At 39.9% G+C, this 16,621-nt stretch carries 12 protein-coding genes; 8 read left to right on the top strand and 4 right to left on the bottom strand.

What is annotated here, in order from left to right:
• Window positions 1–54: 54 nt before the first annotated feature.
• Window positions 55–897 (bottom strand): VOC family protein, encoded by an 843-nt coding sequence (locus BLQ87_RS12555; RefSeq protein WP_074607119.1) that lies wholly within the window; start codon window positions 895–897, stop codon window positions 55–57.
• A 170-nt stretch (window positions 898–1,067) separates the two neighbouring features.
• Between BLQ87_RS12555 and BLQ87_RS12550 the strand changes: the two genes are divergently transcribed.
• Window positions 1,068–1,526 carry a hypothetical protein gene (locus tag BLQ87_RS12550; RefSeq protein WP_074607117.1) on the top strand — a complete coding sequence of 153 codons (459 nt, stop codon included), beginning with the start codon at window positions 1,068–1,070 and terminating at the stop codon, window positions 1,524–1,526.
• On the opposite strand, the gene BLQ87_RS12545 is transcribed toward BLQ87_RS12550, so the two are convergent.
• On the bottom strand, window positions 1,521–2,525 hold the full coding sequence (locus tag BLQ87_RS12545; protein ID WP_083361831.1) for a helix-turn-helix transcriptional regulator: 1,005 nt from the start codon (window positions 2,523–2,525) through the stop codon (window positions 1,521–1,523). The genes BLQ87_RS12550 and BLQ87_RS12545 overlap by 6 nt on opposite strands.
• An 88-nt stretch (window positions 2,526–2,613) precedes the next feature.
• On the opposite strand from BLQ87_RS12545, the gene BLQ87_RS12540 reads away from it, so the two are divergent.
• Both BLQ87_RS12540 and BLQ87_RS12535 read left to right on the top strand, forming a co-directional pair.
• Window positions 2,614–3,765, top strand: coding sequence for an FAD-dependent oxidoreductase (locus BLQ87_RS12540; RefSeq protein WP_074607111.1), 1,152 nt, complete (start codon window positions 2,614–2,616; stop codon window positions 3,763–3,765).
• Between the two features lie 73 nt (window positions 3,766–3,838).
• Window positions 3,839–4,393, top strand: coding sequence for a hypothetical protein (locus tag BLQ87_RS12535; RefSeq protein ID WP_074607109.1), 555 nt, complete (start codon window positions 3,839–3,841; stop codon window positions 4,391–4,393).
• A 10-nt stretch (window positions 4,394–4,403) separates the two neighbouring features.
• On the opposite strand, the gene BLQ87_RS33755 is transcribed toward BLQ87_RS12535, so the two are convergent.
• Entirely contained in the window at window positions 4,404–4,580 is a 177-nt protein-coding gene (locus BLQ87_RS33755; protein WP_172664898.1) for a hypothetical protein, read from the bottom strand.
• A gap of 281 nt (window positions 4,581–4,861) precedes the next feature.
• Between BLQ87_RS33755 and BLQ87_RS12530 the strand changes: the two genes are divergently transcribed.
• Entirely contained in the window at window positions 4,862–6,442 is a 1,581-nt protein-coding gene (locus BLQ87_RS12530; RefSeq protein ID WP_074607107.1) for a discoidin domain-containing protein, read from the top strand.
• A gap of 86 nt (window positions 6,443–6,528) precedes the next feature.
• Here BLQ87_RS12530 and BLQ87_RS12525 read toward each other — a convergent pair whose 3' ends face one another.
• Window positions 6,529–7,944, bottom strand: a complete 1,416-nt coding sequence (locus BLQ87_RS12525) for an MAC/perforin domain-containing protein (RefSeq protein ID WP_074607105.1) — start codon at window positions 7,942–7,944, stop codon at window positions 6,529–6,531.
• A 400-nt stretch (window positions 7,945–8,344) separates the two neighbouring features.
• On the opposite strand from BLQ87_RS12525, the gene BLQ87_RS12520 reads away from it, so the two are divergent.
• The 4 genes from BLQ87_RS12520 to BLQ87_RS12505 all read left to right on the top strand — a co-directional run bounded on the left by BLQ87_RS12520 (window position 8,345) and on the right by BLQ87_RS12505 (window position 16,618).
• Window positions 8,345–8,632, top strand: a complete 288-nt coding sequence (locus tag BLQ87_RS12520) for a hypothetical protein (RefSeq protein WP_074607103.1) — start codon at window positions 8,345–8,347, stop codon at window positions 8,630–8,632.
• Between the two features lie 471 nt (window positions 8,633–9,103).
• Window positions 9,104–12,697, top strand: coding sequence for a DUF5977 domain-containing protein (locus tag BLQ87_RS12515; protein WP_143010425.1), 3,594 nt, complete (start codon window positions 9,104–9,106; stop codon window positions 12,695–12,697).
• An 87-nt stretch (window positions 12,698–12,784) separates the two neighbouring features.
• A complete protein-coding gene (locus tag BLQ87_RS34040) occupies window positions 12,785–16,177 on the top strand; it encodes a DUF6443 domain-containing protein (RefSeq protein ID WP_172664897.1) in 3,393 nt (1,130 codons plus the stop codon).
• On the top strand, window positions 16,178–16,618 hold the full coding sequence (locus BLQ87_RS12505) for a hypothetical protein (protein ID WP_074607097.1): 441 nt from the start codon (window positions 16,178–16,180) through the stop codon (window positions 16,616–16,618).
• The last annotated feature ends 3 nt before the right edge of the window (window positions 16,619–16,621 follow it).

Below are 16,621 nucleotides of genomic sequence, written 5' to 3'. Positions count from 1 at the left end.
TAAGTAAAATGATACTTCAAAGCACTAAATCCAAACAAAATCCTTGTGCTATTTTTAAGCATTTTCCAGGTCAGCAATCACGAGTTTTTTCATTTTCATCATCACGTTCATCACCCTTGCACTGCGCTCAGGGTCGGTCACCCATTTGATGATGTCCGCAGGTATGATCTGCCAGCTGATGCCATATTGATCGGTTAACCAGCCACAAGCTACTTCATAACCTCCATTGCTGGTTAATTGCGACCAGTATTTGTCAATTTCTTCCTGATTTTCACATTCCACCACTAAAGATACACCGTCATTGAACGTAAAAGCATGGGCTGCAGAACTGTCCATGGCCATGAAGGAACTATCTTTGATCTTGAATTGTGCATGTTTCACAAATTCGGGATTGTCGCCATCTTCTTCGGTATAATATAATACGCCTCCGACGTGAGCATTAGAGAAAAGCTTGGTGTATCGCTCCATTGCCGCTGCTGCCTTTCCCGCATTGGCACCTGTAAACATGAGGGTAGGGCTAAACTTCTGTCCGGTTTCGCCTTTACTGCCTGTAAACAATTGCCAGGAAACGCCGTATTTGTCTTCCACCCAGCCGTATTTTGGGCTCCAGTCGTAGCTGTCGAGTGGCATTAATGCTTTGCCTTCCTCGATTAGCTTATTCCAGTATTTTTCTGTTTCTTCCGGATTTTCAGATACCACCATAAATGAGATGGAGGGGTTAGGAGTAGAAGAAGGCCCTTCATTGAGGAGCATAAATTTCTGACCGCTCAATTCAATCTGTATGACAAAAGGTGTGTTTTGACTAACTTTTCCTTCTCCAAAAGTCTGGATGTAAAAATCTGATGCTGCTGCAATTTTACCTTTGATTGCTAAACAAGGATAAATGGAATTTTTCATGGTTTTTAAGCTTTATGGTTAAATTTATTGCTATACTAAGATAGCAATCTTAAAGAGAGGACATCACGTGCATAACCGACAATAAAAGGGGGGAGTTGCGACATCAGGCTTAAAAATATAAATAAATTAAGGATCTTTATCCTATAGATTGTCCTTTTAGATCGCATGTTATGAGACCATTGGTGATTAAGAAATCCTGGAAATCCCTGCCGCTGGAGGTCGCAAATGTGCTGCTGTTCCTCGGTCCCGCAATTGTGGTGCTGTATTTTTACGAGACGAATGTCATTGTATTTATACTGCTCCTGATTTACATGCTTTTTGTCATGGTTATCGGAGTTTACGTCATGGTTTATTTAAGACGTCCCAATGTGCTCATCCTCACCGATGAAGGGTTGAAGTTGGATGATAAAGCATTTTACGAATGGCAGGACCTGGAATCCTACAAAATTCTGGAAGAGACTGTGAGGAACAAAACGGCAGAGGGGGATGTGGTAAACACGACATACACACTGGTCATTACGTTAAAGAACGGCAATTTACTACGTGTTTCAACAGCGCAGTTAAATAAAAGACCAAAGCAGATCATTGCCGCTTTTGACGAAAGGAAACAGGCCTTGGGTTTGCTATAGCGATGCGTTCGTCGAAGCGTAACGCTTTGGTTTAAGTCCGATATATTTTTCAAATACCCTTGCAAAATGACTCAAATTGGAAAAGCCCAGCTGATAACCAGTTTCCGATACGGATAATCCTTTTTCTTTTAAAAGATAAGCGGCCTCGGTCATCCTGAACGACTGGTAATAGTCGTAAATGTTCTTTCCGAAAATCTGTTTGAACAATCGCTTCAATTTCGATTCGCTCATGCCGGAAAACTTTGCCAGTTCTTCCAATTTGGGAGGATGATCTATATGGGCCAGGATTTTGTCCTTTACCTGATAGATCTTCTTTACATCCGCCACATTAAGTGTCTGAGCAGGTGCTTCCCTGCGTTTTAACAATTCCATAAATAGCAAATAGATCAGCTCTTCGGCTTTTAGCCTGTAGAAGAAATGTTGTAAGGGACCATTTTGACCGGCAGTTACAATCTGGTTGGCCAATGCCTGCATTTGCGGAGATATGAGCTCTTCATATAAAAACGGCTGGTTTCCGTAAAGAATGTTTCGGAACAGGGCATCTTCTTCTTGCAGCAGGGTATCTTCTTCCTGGAACAAGGCATCTTCTTTCCCGGGATGCAGCAGCGTTTTCAGTAAATCGACATTTACCGCGATAATGATGGTATTGATAGTGGAGTTTACCGGAAAGAAATCTTCATAATCAATACCTGCTGTGGTGATCTGGACGAAGGGCAAACCAGGCTTTTTATCGGATGAGGGATAGAAGAAATTGTGAAATGCGATGACGACAACTCTCGTCCCATTTCCTGAAGCAGAACGTCTGAATACTAAATCTTCGTTAAGCTCATATTGTCTGATCATCATTCGGATCTGAGGACCGAGATCGAGTCCTCTCATATAGCCATTTCCCAAGTGTTCAGGAAGCTCAACGATCCCATTTTCTACTTTGCTGCCAATGGCTTTTGCAAAAGCACTTAGCATTCCAATGTGTTCAGACGATGTGAATTCAAAAATCATATCATGACTATTTACGACTGTTTTTTGAACTAATATAGCTATTTTATTCTTTAACAGTCAGCTACTTTTGTCTCCTAATAAAATAGCAATGAAGAAAAACAAAAGAATTGCCATCATAGGTGGCGGGCCGGGAGGACTAACACTGGCCAGGCTTTTACAAGTCCAGGGAGCAGATGTAAAAGTATATGAAAGAGATTTCGATCAGGAGAACAGGATACAGGGTGCAACACTGGACCTTCACGAGGAATCAGGTTTGGAAGCCTTGCGCAGGGCAGGGCTGCTGACTGAATTTTACGCTAATTTTCGTCCAGGAGCAGGAAAGATGCGCATTATGGATAAAGATGCGGTCATTAAAATGGATTGGGACGAACCTGGAGATCTGGTAGACGATCGTCCCGAGATTGACCGTGGCCCTTTAAGAAACATTTTACTTGAATCCCTGCATGCGGATACCGTGGTTTGGGATAGTCAGTATGTGGCTATGGTGCAACAGGAAAATCAATGGCACATACAGTTCAAAAACGGAAGTTCAGCCATCGCAGATGTCGTGATTGCTGCTGATGGGGCAAAGTCTAAAATCAGACCTTTACTGAGTACTATAGCCCCGGTTTATTCAGGGATCACGATCGTGGAAGGAAATGTCTATCAGGCCGATAAAAATGCACCGGCTTTACAAAAGCTGCTGGATGGAGGGAAGATTTTTGCCTTTGGTGAGGGGAAATCCCTGATCTTAAGTGCTAAAGGGGATGGCAGTCTTTCGTTTTATACCGGTTGCAGGGTGGAGGAATCCTGGGTTCAGGACAGCGGAATTGACTTTTCATATAAATCACAGGTCTTTGAATGGTTTAAAAGGGAATTTGGCTCATGGGATATCATTTGGCAGGAATTGTTCCAGGCAGAAGAGATTTCATTTGTGCCGAGACCTCAGTATTATTTTCCACTGGACCAGCAATGGGAAACACAGTCGAACTTAACGATCATTGGCGATGCAGCACATGTTATGCCACCATATGCCGGCGAGGGTGTAAACATGGCCATGCAGGATGCAATGGAATTGGCCGAATGTTTAGGCAATGAGGAATTTCCTACAATACAGACTGCAATAGCTGCATACGAGAAACAGATGCTTAGCAGGGCGGCAGAGGTGACTAAAATGACATTGGATTCAACGGAAATGTTGCACGCTGAGGATGCGGCTGAGCGCCTGACTAAGATGTTTAGTGATTTTGATGAGCATTGAGAATTTTAGATTGAATCATCTTGTTTTTTATTTATTTTTATAGGTAGTTTGAATCGTCATAAATTTCACAGCCATGAAAATAAAAACCATTTTTACTTATGTATTTGTACTGATGTTTAGTGGGTTATCTGTTGCTTTTGCACAGTCGGGTGTTAATTCGGGGTTGGTCAGCTTTGAGCAAAACGGCAAAGCTTATACCACCAGGCAGACCAATGGTCATGCGATGATTGGGCTGGATAAAAAGGCAATTTTCGGACTAAGATGTAGTCTTGAGCAAGATGGTCGTTTACTTAATGTGATGATCGATTTGAAGAAAATGGGGGAATTCAAGCCAGGGAAAACCGTGCTGAGTACGATGGATGATAAAGCTGTTGCAAACTTTGCCGTTTTTTCGGATACTGGTGATGGAGAAGCTTCGACGAAAGATATCACCGCAGATTCTAAAACAGGTACTTTCACTTTAACGGCGGTAGAGGTAAAGGGCAATATTGCCGTCGTTAGCGGCAGTTTTGAATTTTCCGGAAAGAACTCGATTGAAGAAGGAGCCGAGAAAAACATCGCCATCAAGGGGAGTTTTGAAAATGTTCAGGTTCGTTGCCTCAGTCCAAATCTGCTGAAAAAGCATTAATTTCTCATTTTTATTCCTCATATGAATAAGTGGCGGCCCTGGGGCGGTCTCTCTCAGGTTTATGGATTTCCCGGACAGGCAACGCAAACGGTTGCGTTAGGATGAGCCATTTCTCCGTATTTGCTTTGTTTTCGACAGGATACAGGACTGCCTGTGTGGTAAAATGCACCTGGGATACGTTTATCATCTTAATCTTTCACTTTTCGAGAGCCACAAGAGAACAATGATCTGTCTGTAATCTGTTTTTTGTTGAAAAACAAGCGTTTTGGCAGGAATCAAACGTTTGCGCAATATGGAATGGATCTTCTTCGTCTTTTAATCTATAGTTTTATGTAAGCGGCTGCTTAGTAGCTGTTTATTGGTCATCAGAATTCAAAGGGAGATGGTTTGACGAAGGTGTTTTGAAAGTTGGGTACCGATAATTTGAATGCGAATTAACCAACCAATCATAACCCTAAACCAAAAACTATGAACAGACTTTCATTATCTGCAATTTTACTGATTGCATCATTGGCCGTCCTTGCCAGTTGTAAACGAGTTTCGGATTTACCTGTCGGCGAAAATCAAAGAGCTGCCAATAAATTCGGCGCTACAGGAGACGGACCTCAATCCGGGACAAATAACCTGAATGTGGTTTATTTTATTCCATCCGACCTGGATACGGTTCCAGGATATCAGAAAAGGCTAAATGGAGTAATGGTGTACACTCAGAATTTTGTTTCCAAATGGATGAACCACTGGGGCTACACGAATAAAACGGTAGGCATCCCTGTTGATGCACAGGGGAAATTGAAAATGGCCGTGATCAGAGGGGCTTATCCAAAAGCAACCTACCCTTATGAAGGTGGCTCTGGTCAGATGATGACAGAAATTAATGCCTATTATGCTGCCCATCCCGGAGAAAAAACGAGTGACCATATCCTGGTCGTTACCCCAACTTATTCTTATGATGCAAGCGGATACCCTAGCGGAGGTCCTTTCTATGGAATCGGACGCTGGTGTTTCGCGCTGGACTATACCGGTCTGGATACGCTTAATCTTGGCAAGCCGGACGATAAATACTCGACGATATGGATCGGCGGACTGGCGCATGAACTGGGACATGGAATCAACCTTCCTCACAATGGGGGAGCGGAATCGCAAAATGTAACCTTTGGAACCACTTTGATGGGATCTGGTAACAGTACTTTTGGAAAAGCTCCAACTTACCTTTCTCCGGCAGATGCAGCCATACTTGCGAATTGTCAGGTGTTCAGTAGTACTACAAGGTCAGATTGGTATGCTGCCCCCGGTTTTCAGCTGACAAAGTTCAGTGCCAAATACCAAAGCGGAAATATCATTGTCGCCGGAAAATTCAGTTCGCTTAAAGCAGTGAAAGATATCGCTTTATACCATAGAATTGCTGCTACAGATCCAGGAGGCTATCGTTCTGTAACTTTTGCAGCCAAACCCATCGGAACGGACAGTTTTTATGTCAGCATGCCGGTGAGTGATTTCAGGGAGAAAGGAAATACGGGTTATGAGTTTACGATCAGGTATTGTCACGAGAATGGAAGCATCAGTTCACAGGTGATTAATTACGCTTTTGCCAACGATATTCCACAGATCAATATTGCCGATAAACCGGTTTACAGCAAAACAAACTGGAGCATTACTTCTTATAGTTCACAGGAGACAGCAAGTGAAAACGGTGCGGCAACGAATGTGATCGACAATTCCATTTCTACGTACTGGCATTCCCGCTGGTCAAGTAGCGCAACGAGCTACCCGCATACCCTGGTGATTAATATGGGATCGGCTAAGGATGTAAACAGGTTTACCTTCTGGCAAAGAGATTCCAGAAGGGTGAAAAGCATAGAGATTTTGACGAGTAATAATGCCAATGCATGGACAAGTCTGGGGACGTTTACTTTACAGGATACGACCAACCCTCAGGATATTATATTGTCGACAGTGAAGAATTTCAGGTATTTTAAGCTGAATATGAAGTCTTCGTATGATGGGGCGCAGTTTGCAGCGCTTGCAGAAGTAGGGACGTATAAAGATTAACCGTTTTTTTTAAAGGAACAAAGAGGCTGTCTAATGACAGTCTCTTTGTTATTATTCCTCAGTAGGTAGGACTAACGCAAAGCTATTTAGTTTGGAATAGCATAAAACGCGACTCCCTCTAATATCATTCCTGACAAATTGCCATTAGTAGAATATACGTAATCACGATTGGCCCTATATTGATAAACCGGTACTGTTCCGGCAACCTGAGTTTTGTATGCATAAAACTTAACCCAACCCATTCCGTTATTTACAAATCCAGGCCATCCGGATGTTTCATATTGATTTTGAGCATAATGGTGCATATACCAACTATCGTTATAACTTTCAAAAACCGGAACTGTACCCGGCACCTGGGAAGCAAAAGCTTTAAATGCAGCTCCATGGTGAACCCAACCATTGTACTGCAGGTTTTCATTAGGATTCAGCGTATAAATATGATCTGAGATACTTGCACAATAATTTTCATAAACACTTTCAGGATCAATCTTGACACGATTGTTGATTAGATATTGTTCTATATAACTTTTAACCGCGGCTTTTTTTGCAGGATTAGCAATTAATTCATATATCGGAATTAAGGGTTCTGCCCCAGGATATGGATTGTTAAATTCGATTAAGGTTGAGCTTGAAGGTGTAACAGAGTTTTTCCAGTTACTAATATCCACGGGAATTACTGTTGAGTTAGGATCTATTGATACCGTTTTGGTTTCGACAGAAACTGTTCCTCCAACTACGTTATAATGAAGTTTCTGAGAAAAATTAGAAGCTGCTTCAGAAGTAATCGTTGAATATCCTGCGCTAAAGCCAAAAATCTTTAGTACACTTATTTCCAATCCACCTCCGGCGGCATTTCTCCTGTTTGAATTCGATGTTTGCGCTTCGTAAAAAGCTTCCAGCCTGCCACCTAATAGAATGTCCTTCATGAAATGTGTACCATAGTTTTGCACAATGTAAGCAGGAGTTTGCGACTGAATTGCGGATACAAAACCTGGATCAAGATAACTTTGTAGTAAGGTCAAAGGAGCAATCAGGTAAAGTCTCTTTTGTATTTTTTTTAAGTTATACTTAGCGAAGATATATTTAGATGATTTATAAGTTGAATCTTGATAAGCTGCAGTAAAGCTGCCTTTAAATGCCTTAATATTTACACTGTCAAGACCCGCTTTGAATGTTAATCCTTTAGATACTTCAATTGAATTACCTCCTAATTCTGCACTGAAGTCTTCATTCAGGAATATTTCCTCTTCGACAGCACTTGGATGAGCATTCTTTAAAGCCTGAATATTTATAATTTGACCTCTGGCAGAAGTGGATTTTGCGTACTCGCCTGTAACATTGTATCCATATCCAAGTAAATTCCAGGTTGGATTTGAACGTAGTTGAACATTTGCTTGTTTAGAAACATCAGATTTTAAATCCGGCTGATCAGCAGGAACATTGGCCTTTTTACATGACCATAAAATAAGAAGAACGGAAAACAATAGGGGAAATCGTTTCATTGATTGTAAAGATAATTGATTATGCCTACTCTTTTAGATTTTCGGCCTCCTCTGATAAAATGAACTCGTCAAGATATTGATGTGAATTTAGATTAAATATTTAGCTTGAAATGTATGGATGTTATCCTTTTACACCAACAGGCGCTCCGCCGTGGCGAACAGGCGATATTATTACGCGAATTCTAGTTTGAAGCTTGTAAAGTTTGAAATTTGGGTCCCTATTTTACTCAGGACTAAAAAAAATGGTAAAAATTCAACGTATTGTCAATATTTTTAGGCTTTTGTTATTTACGAAGTAGTTATTTTAACGAATAGATGTAATTTAATTATTTAAGATCCTCTATTGGAGCAACGGTTACAACGTCCATATGGGACCTAAATATTAAAACTACGAGTGGAGATGGCTAACTGGCCAGATTATGTATTCAAAAAAGAGTATAATCTGCCTTCACTGGCTGAAATTGAAAAATACATTTTGGATAGTGGACATTTACCTGAGATTCCTTCTGCCGCTGAAATCGACAAGGATGGACTTGCACTTGGTGAAATGAATAAAAAGCTCCTGAAAGAGATAGAAGAGTTAACATTGCATTTAATCGCGATGGAGAAGTTAAATAAGCTTCATAATCTAGAACGTGATAAAATGGGAGAAAGACTCCGGAAGCTTGAAAATAAGTTGAACCGTTAACCGCTCACCTGCCAGAAATGTTTACACTCGTCCGATAAATTCCGTTTATCTACTGCGAGGCCCCTTGAGTTAAATAATTGAGGAATTTGCGCTGCAATTAGGTTGTTGATCAGTAGATGTTTATTAAGGTGATATATAGGTGGAAATGTTTTTTTTATTATTTTATGCATAAAATATTTTAATATTACTTATTATTTCTTTTAGGTTGTTTTTATTTGTATTATTGTCAGCTTGGTTAATTGTTTAAATATACCTCGCGCTTCATATGTGTCTAAATGCTCAATACTTCTCTTTATCAGATAATTGCGAAATTTCTTTTGTAGGTCGAACTCGTTTCTTTCGGTGTAATGTGTTGGATTACAATAAAAATTTTTCAAATCAACAGTTATTTGTTTTTTATAAACGATCTGTTATCGGGTCATAAACAAAAAAATCCCACTTCTACAACTTATAAGATCACCAAATCAAAACATGAAAAAATCTCTGTTATTGTGTACTGCCCTGATGCTTTTTTTTAGCATTACTAAAGGACAGATCTCATTTCCTACTCCAAATGCTGCGGAACTTGGTAAATATGGTCAGGTCCCGGTTGACCTATTTAATGGCCTGCCAAGAATTGCGGTGCCTATTTATACTGTGGTGAATAAAGATATTCAGGTTCCAATTGAGTTGACTTATCATGCCAGCGGAATAAAAACGGAGCAGCATCCAACCTGGGTTGGTCTTGGCTGGAATTTGTCTTGTGGTGGAAGTATTACGAGGATCATAAATGGCGCTAAAGACGAATTGGATAAAGCGGATGTCCAAAGGCAAAGCGGCATTGGATTTACCAGACAATGGTTTGGACATTTCTACCTCTCCAAAGAATTATCCGGAAATGATTGGGCGTCATTTTCTTCGTTTGAAAAATTTTACGGTACCCATTCACAAGATGACAAAGGATTTTTAGACGCTGAACCAGATGAGTTTATGGTCAATGCGCCTGGAGTAAATGCAAGCTTTTATTTCTACCGTGATGAGTTGAACAACCTGAAGATAAAAGTGAAATCTAAAGATGGAAAACAAATCTCTGTGGAACCAGAATTATATCAGGATCTGAGAATGAATTTTTATAATGGAACTTCAGATTTGTATGAAACCGCAACCAATCCATTTTACAAGTTTGTGATTACGACGGAAGAGGGGCGAAAATATATATTTGGAGGTGATGTTGATGCGATTGATTTCTATAGCAATGTCCGTGGTTTTTTAGATCCGGTACCAACAGCATGGTATTTAACAGAGATTTCCAGTAATCCAGTTACCAAGGTCAATTTTACCTACAAAAGAGATGGGAATCCCATTGTTGTAAATGACTATGTGAGAAAGCTTTTTGTTTATACCGAGGGCGCTGTTAACAGGCCTTGTATCGGCTGTGGTCATAATGATAATTTGAATATGATTCTTCAACATCCGGTGTATTTGTCGTCCATAAAAGGTTCAAACGGGCTGGATGTGCAATTTACAATGAGTAAATCTGATGAACTCAAGTACGAAATCAATAAAAGCTATTTCGACGCCTTAATGCAAGGTGCTAATCTTCATTGGATGGATGGCAGCATGGTAATCGAGGACAAAAATTTCTGGGCAAAATTGGATGAGATAAAAATTAACGATAAAACAACGGTGAAGTTTGATTATATCAACAACAACACTGAGCGTTTAAAGTTAAAATCTCTGGCCTTTAGTGACGATAGAAAATTAGATAAGTATTCCTTCCTTTATAACGAAACAAAACTTCCTGCATATAACTCAAAAAAGGCAGATAATTGGGGGTACTATAACGGCAAGCTCTATAGAGACGTTGATTTTAATCTGATGTATGGGTACCGGACTGCGGATTCGGTACTGATGAAAGCTGAAATACTGACTTCAATTACTTATCCAACAGGAGGCACAACAAGCTTTGAATATGAGCGGCATGACTATTCAAAAATTGCAACCCAGTTCCCGTTATTTGAGTTGAGGGCATCCAATGGCATTGCCGGCGGATTGAGGATCCGAAAAATTACCTCTTCTGATGGAGCCAATACAAATCCGCCAATTGTGAAGGAGTATTCTTACCTGAATGAAAATAATACTTCCAGCGGGATTCTTTCCGGAATACCTGTTTACAGAGCGTCAGGACGTACACACGTTGACTATAAAGTTTCAACCTGGATTAGTTTATCTTACTATAGAGAATCAGCTAATTATCAGCAAAAGTACGACATGGAGTCTGAGAATTATATAAATATGCTTGGCAATACCAATGGAGCACATATTACTTATTCAAGGATAACAGAACAAACTCAAGGTGGAGGAAAAGTAGTGAGTAAATATCAAAACCATGATACTTATGGCGACCTGGCTCCAGAATACATGTTCACCAATATCGACAATACGACTATTATTGATCCATTTATTTCAAGAGCACTGGAAAGGGGGCTTTTAACTTCTCAGGAAACGTATAATGCTGCAGGTGTTCCGGTTGAAATAGTTGATTATAAATACAACAGTTCGCCATCCCGGTACGATGAATTTGTAAAATCTATTGTTAGAAATGTGATACCTGGTGTTGAGCGGTATCCTTTTACCAGGATGACGGCCCTTAAGACTTATACTTTTTATCCCTATCTGGAGGAAACTACTGTCAGAAATTTCGACACTAATGGCAATCCACTTACAGCTGTCAAACAAAATTTTAGTTACTACAGCCCGGAGAATTTACTGTGGAAGAACCTCCTGGTGAATAGTAAGGGAGAAACCGTTACCACCGAGTATAAATATCCGGGGAATATGACAACTGCCGACCCGACAGGCGTGTATACGGAAATGTATAACAATTATTTTCGTTCCCCTGTTGTTCAGCGTAAGGTTTCCTTTTCAGACGGAACGTATGAATTACAGGGAACAGATTTTTATAAACCATTTAAAGGAGTGTATGTGCCTAAAAACATTTATTCAAGTTTGTCCAGTCCGACTCCTGAGATACGTAAGACATTTCATGACTATGATAATTCCGGGAATCTTTTAAGCTACTCACTGTCAAATGGGCCTGTGCAATCCTACTTATGGGACTATAAACGGGAATATCCGATTTCTGAGGTCAATAATGCCAGCCTTTCTGATATTGCTTATACTTCATTTGAAACAGACAGTTTAACTGGCTGGACCATCCCGGGTTTAAGCCAGATCAGAACTCCGGATTTGACTTCTCCAACCGGAAGGTTTTGTTATAAGTTGAATAATACAAATGGAATAAGTAAAACCGGATTAAATAGTTCGATAGTCTATACTGTTTCCTATTGGTTAAAAGATGGGGGGACCGGAGCGGCTACCATTAATGCAGTGAACGCTTTGCCGGTAACTAACGATGTAGCAAAGGGAATTACGGTCAAAGGCTGGACTTTTTATAAACATACTGTTTCAGGAACTACTAGTATCGTGCTGACCGGAATTCAATTTGTAGATGAGCTGCGTTTGTATCCGTCTGATGCTCAGATGACTACTTATACGTATGATCCCTTCGTGGGAATGACCAGTAAGAATGATGTTTCAGATCAAAGAACCTATTATGAGTATGATAGCTTTAAAAGGTTAGCCAATGTTCGGGATGACAAATGGAACATCATAAAAAATTACAGCTATCATTTTAGAGGTACTGAAGAGATTCCTGTATTCGAGAATGCTTTACTGTCAACTCCGTTTTTTAGAAACAACTGCGGTGAAGGTACCGGGTCAAGGGTGATTTATGTAGTTCCAGCTGGAACTTATACGGGAGCAACTTTAAAAGAAGCAAATGATAAAGCAATAGCAGAAACAAATTTGAAAGGGCAGGATTATGCCAATAGAAATGGGGAGTGCTTTTGCAGCGGACCCGATAAGAAATTGATCAACGGTTTTTGCGAAACAGGAAGAAGAGTGAATCTTTCTTCAAGTGGTTCAGGTAATTCTTATATCTGTACCTATCAATATGAGTTTTCTGATGGAACAGCGAGCCAGGTTTACAGCGAGGCAAATGCTCAGCCCTGCGCTATCCAATAATGCCAAATTAAAATTTTAAAGGAATCTAGAAGCTTTCGTATGCTAAATATAAAAAAGACAATTTTACTTAATTTGATCCTGTTGCCAATGGCAATAGTTTCATCAATTGCTCAGGAAAACAAGGAACATAAGACGTTAAATATTTATAAAAATGAAAAAACTATCAGTGCCACTAAAAGTGTCACCCTGAAAGATGGTTTTTTCGTTCCCAGAGATAGCGAAGTTCATATTTTTACAGCTCCTGATTTTATGGAAAGTGTCCTGTCGGCATGGCTCCCTTCCAAAAACCAGAATTATGTGCGGACAAGGTTATTTAAGATGCCGGATGTAAATCCGGGAAATATTGATTCAGCAAGAAACACGCGTGAGGTAAACCAGACTGTTCAATATATTGATGGTTTGGGTAGAGGACTACAAGCTAATACAGTACAGGGAAGCCCGACTTTTAGAGATATAGTACAGCCTGTGGCTTATGATGATTTTGGCCGGGAACGGTTTAAATACCTTTCTTATTCTGCTCCGTTAACAACCAGCAATGGAAGCTTTAAACCTGGAGCAATTGCTGATCAGACTAGTTTTTATAATGATCCTGTCGCCGCAGGTGCCATTGATATTCCAGTTATCCAAAATGCTGCTTTTTCTGAAACCAGATTTGAAGCCTCACCTCTGAATCGGATAATGGAAATGGGAGCACCCGGGGTTGCCTGGCAGCTTAGTCAAGGGCATACCAAAAAAATAGACCATGGAACTAATTTAGCGGGTGAAGTTAAATTTTGGCAATTGGTGGCCGGAGGTGCGGAAAGCACGAAAACATATGAGGTGAATAGACTGCGTAAAACAATCACCAGAGATGAGAATACGCCTGCAACTCAAAAAGTGGGGAGTATAGAGGAATTTAAAGATTTTGAAGGCCGCCTTATCTTAAAAAGGAGCTGGGAAACTGAAGCCAGAGATGTAAGTACCTATTATGTATATGATAATTTTAATAATCTACGCTATGTGATTCCTCCGGCAGTTGGTCAGAACAATTTTTCGGAAGTTAATGAGGTATTCGATCAGTACATCTTTGGCTATCGCTATGACGGTAGAAAAAGGATGATCAGAAAGAAGATTCCAGGAAAAGGTTGGGAATCTATGGTGTACAACAATCTTGATCAGTTAGTGCTCAGTCAGGATTCGGTTCAAAAAACAGAAGGGAAATGGCTATTTAATAAGTATGATGGTTTGGGTAGACTGATCCTTACAGGTATCTGCATCTCTACAGAAAACGCGTCTTTGTTGGAGAGTAAAGTTAATGGAGCTGCTAGACTTTGGGAAAACCGAACAGCAGGAGGAATTGGATATAGCAACAATGCCTTCCCAACAAATATTACCTATTACCATTCGATTAATTATTATGATGACTATAGTTTTCCGGATAATACGTTTGGTTTACCAGATGGGAGTCTAAGTCAATTAGGTACTGCAGGAACCAAAGGTATGCTTACCGGAAACCGGACTACCGTACTTGGAACCGGGACTATGCTGTTGACTGTGAATTATTACGATACTGATAGAAGACTGGTTCAAACTAAAAGTGAAAACCATTTGAATGGTAACGATGTGATCAGCAATAGCTACAATTTTGCAGGGGAGCTGGAGAAAAGTGTAAGAATAAATACTGTTGCCGGGGTAAAGACAACGATTTCGAATCGTTATTTATATGATCATATGGGACGCAAAAGAGCAACTTATGAACTGATCAATGAAAATCCATTAAACGAAGTGATGCTGAGTAAACTGGATTATAATGAGTTGGGACAGCTACAAGAAAAGTCTTTGCATAGTACCAATAAGGGAGGTAGTTTCCTTCAAAATACAACCTATACCTATAATGAAAGAAATTGGTTAAAAAAGAGTACTTCAGCTCAATTTGGAATGGAACTGACTTATCAGGATGGAACAAATCCTCAGTTTAATGGTAATATTGCAAGGCAAAGATGGGGAACGGGAGTTGACTATACTAAAAAGTTCGTCTATACTTACGATCTCCTAAACAGACTTTTAAAAGCTGACAGTGCAGGGATGAAAGAAGTGTTAACTTATGATGTGATGGGTAACATCTTAAGCCTGAATAGAGACGATGCAGGGCTGAGTAATTATAGTTATTTAGGTAATCGTTTGGATCAAATTAGTGGGGCATCTCTTGCAACAGGCAAGTATGAGTATGATGTGAATGGAAATGTGAAATTGGATGGCAGGAATGGTCTGAGAATTACCTATAACCATCTTAATTTGCCTGTTACATTAAGCAAAACCGGGCTTGAGGTAACTTATGCTTATGATGCTTCGGGTCGTAAGTTGCAGAAAACCAGTAATGGTACAGTAAGAAACTATATAGATGGAATTGAGTATAATGGAAATGTCATTGATATTATTCATCATGAAGAGGGTATCGTCAGAAATAATTCGAACGGTGCTTTCAGCTATGAATATAATCTGAAGGACCATCTTGGAAATGTTAGGTATACGTTTTATAAAAATCCTTCCGGAGGGTTAGAGCGTATCCAGAGCGATGATTATTACGCTTTTGGTCTAAGAAAATCAGCAAATAGTCCGGCTTCACTAAATAATAAATATCTTTATAACGGAAAAGAAATCCAGGATGAATTAGGCGGGCAATATGATTACGGGGCAAGGTTCTATGATCCGGTGATTGGAAGGTGGAATGTCGTAGATCAGTTGGCTGAAATGTACGCAGTAACGTCGCCATATAATTATACGTTAAATAATCCAGTTAGATTTATTGATCCTGATGGAATGCGAGTTGAAGATGGTCCAAACTATCTTGCTTCTACTCATACAGATCGTAACGGTAAAGTCATTGCAGTTTATGACGACGGGGATTTGGGTGTATATAGACATGAAAACAATGAGGATGGGAAAGCCCCGACTAAAGCCAATATTGATAAGAGGCATGAACGGTCTACTTCTGCCGGAGGGCAAAAGATGGGGGAAACTGAGTTTTGGGATGAATTTACAACCAATGATGCTAAAAAAAAGCCGATCGGGAGAATTCGTTTTGGTGAATCATGGGACAAGATAATAGATACATATAATGATATGGCAAATGAGCAGGACCTTTATTTAACTGGACAACAGTCCAGGAATCGCCGTCGTTTTGATATAAAGGAAGCTGATTTTCTGGCTGAAGACGGGGTGATGACAGGTAAATTGTTGGATGGTAAATATGCTTCAGCTAGATCTGCTGGTAACTACTTGGCTGGATTAAATGGACGGACGGGCACTATTCAAGGACAACGAATTAGCCGCATTACTTACATGAAACTGGCTGGAGCGCTGCAGCAAAGAAAATATTCATTTTGGAATGCCTTGAGAATTGTGACGTTTGGTACCTCATTTGGTTCCGCTCCCTTCTATGGTGAAGAAGAATACTCTGGAAGAATGATTTTAAATGGTTGGAACTCTAATCGTAAATAAATGAAGAAGGTATTATTAATTGTTTTTTTTACCTCAGTAGTGGTGGGAGGATTTATTTTACTGGGGCTGTATAGCGTAATGCCAGATTTTCAGACGTCTTCCTATGCTGAGGATAAACTTGTGTTTACTAATCATAGGGACACATTATATTTGAAGAAGAGGATTGATGGAAATAAAGAGATTATCGCGATATCAACATCTTCTGATTTGAAGTTTGACCCTGATAGCTCTTCAATGTTTATTTATGATGTGAGTAGTACCTCGCTGTTTTACAAGCAGACTGCCGACTCATTGATTATTTATACTAATGCGCTGTCTGAAATTCCTGCTAAGTTTACATCTAGGGTTAAAATATCGCAGATAGAATTAAGTAATCCAGAAATGATGGACTTGATGGATAATAAGTACTACATGAAGATGGGGCTTAAAAAGCTGGATTAAAGT

Source organism: Pedobacter steynii, from assembly GCF_900103665.1.
Lineage (GTDB): Bacteria > Bacteroidota > Bacteroidia > Sphingobacteriales > Sphingobacteriaceae > Pedobacter > Pedobacter steynii.
Note: the sequence above shows the minus strand (reverse complement) of the source record. Positions and strands in the feature narration are given on the sequence as shown.

Coding starts and splice junctions, on each gene's coding strand:
- BLQ87_RS12550 (WP_074607117.1), top strand. CDS start 1,068: ATGAGACCATTGGTGATTAAGAAATCCTGGAAATCCCTGCCGCTGGAG.
- BLQ87_RS12535 (WP_074607109.1), top strand. CDS start 3,839: ATGAAAATAAAAACCATTTTTACTTATGTATTTGTACTGATGTTTAGT.
- BLQ87_RS33755 (WP_172664898.1), bottom strand. CDS start 4,580: ATGATAAACGTATCCCAGGTGCATTTTACCACACAGGCAGTCCTGTAT.
- BLQ87_RS12515 (WP_143010425.1), top strand. CDS start 9,104: ATGAAAAAATCTCTGTTATTGTGTACTGCCCTGATGCTTTTTTTTAGC.
- BLQ87_RS12530 (WP_074607107.1), top strand. CDS start 4,862: ATGAACAGACTTTCATTATCTGCAATTTTACTGATTGCATCATTGGCC.
- BLQ87_RS12545 (WP_083361831.1), bottom strand. CDS start 2,525: ATGATTTTTGAATTCACATCGTCTGAACACATTGGAATGCTAAGTGCT.
- BLQ87_RS34040 (WP_172664897.1), top strand. CDS start 12,785: ATGGCAATAGTTTCATCAATTGCTCAGGAAAACAAGGAACATAAGACG.
- BLQ87_RS12520 (WP_074607103.1), top strand. CDS start 8,345: ATGGCTAACTGGCCAGATTATGTATTCAAAAAAGAGTATAATCTGCCT.
- BLQ87_RS12555 (WP_074607119.1), bottom strand. CDS start 897: ATGAAAAATTCCATTTATCCTTGTTTAGCAATCAAAGGTAAAATTGCA.
- BLQ87_RS12525 (WP_074607105.1), bottom strand. CDS start 7,944: ATGAAACGATTTCCCCTATTGTTTTCCGTTCTTCTTATTTTATGGTCA.
- BLQ87_RS12505 (WP_074607097.1), top strand. CDS start 16,178: ATGAAGAAGGTATTATTAATTGTTTTTTTTACCTCAGTAGTGGTGGGA.
- BLQ87_RS12540 (WP_074607111.1), top strand. CDS start 2,614: ATGAAGAAAAACAAAAGAATTGCCATCATAGGTGGCGGGCCGGGAGGA.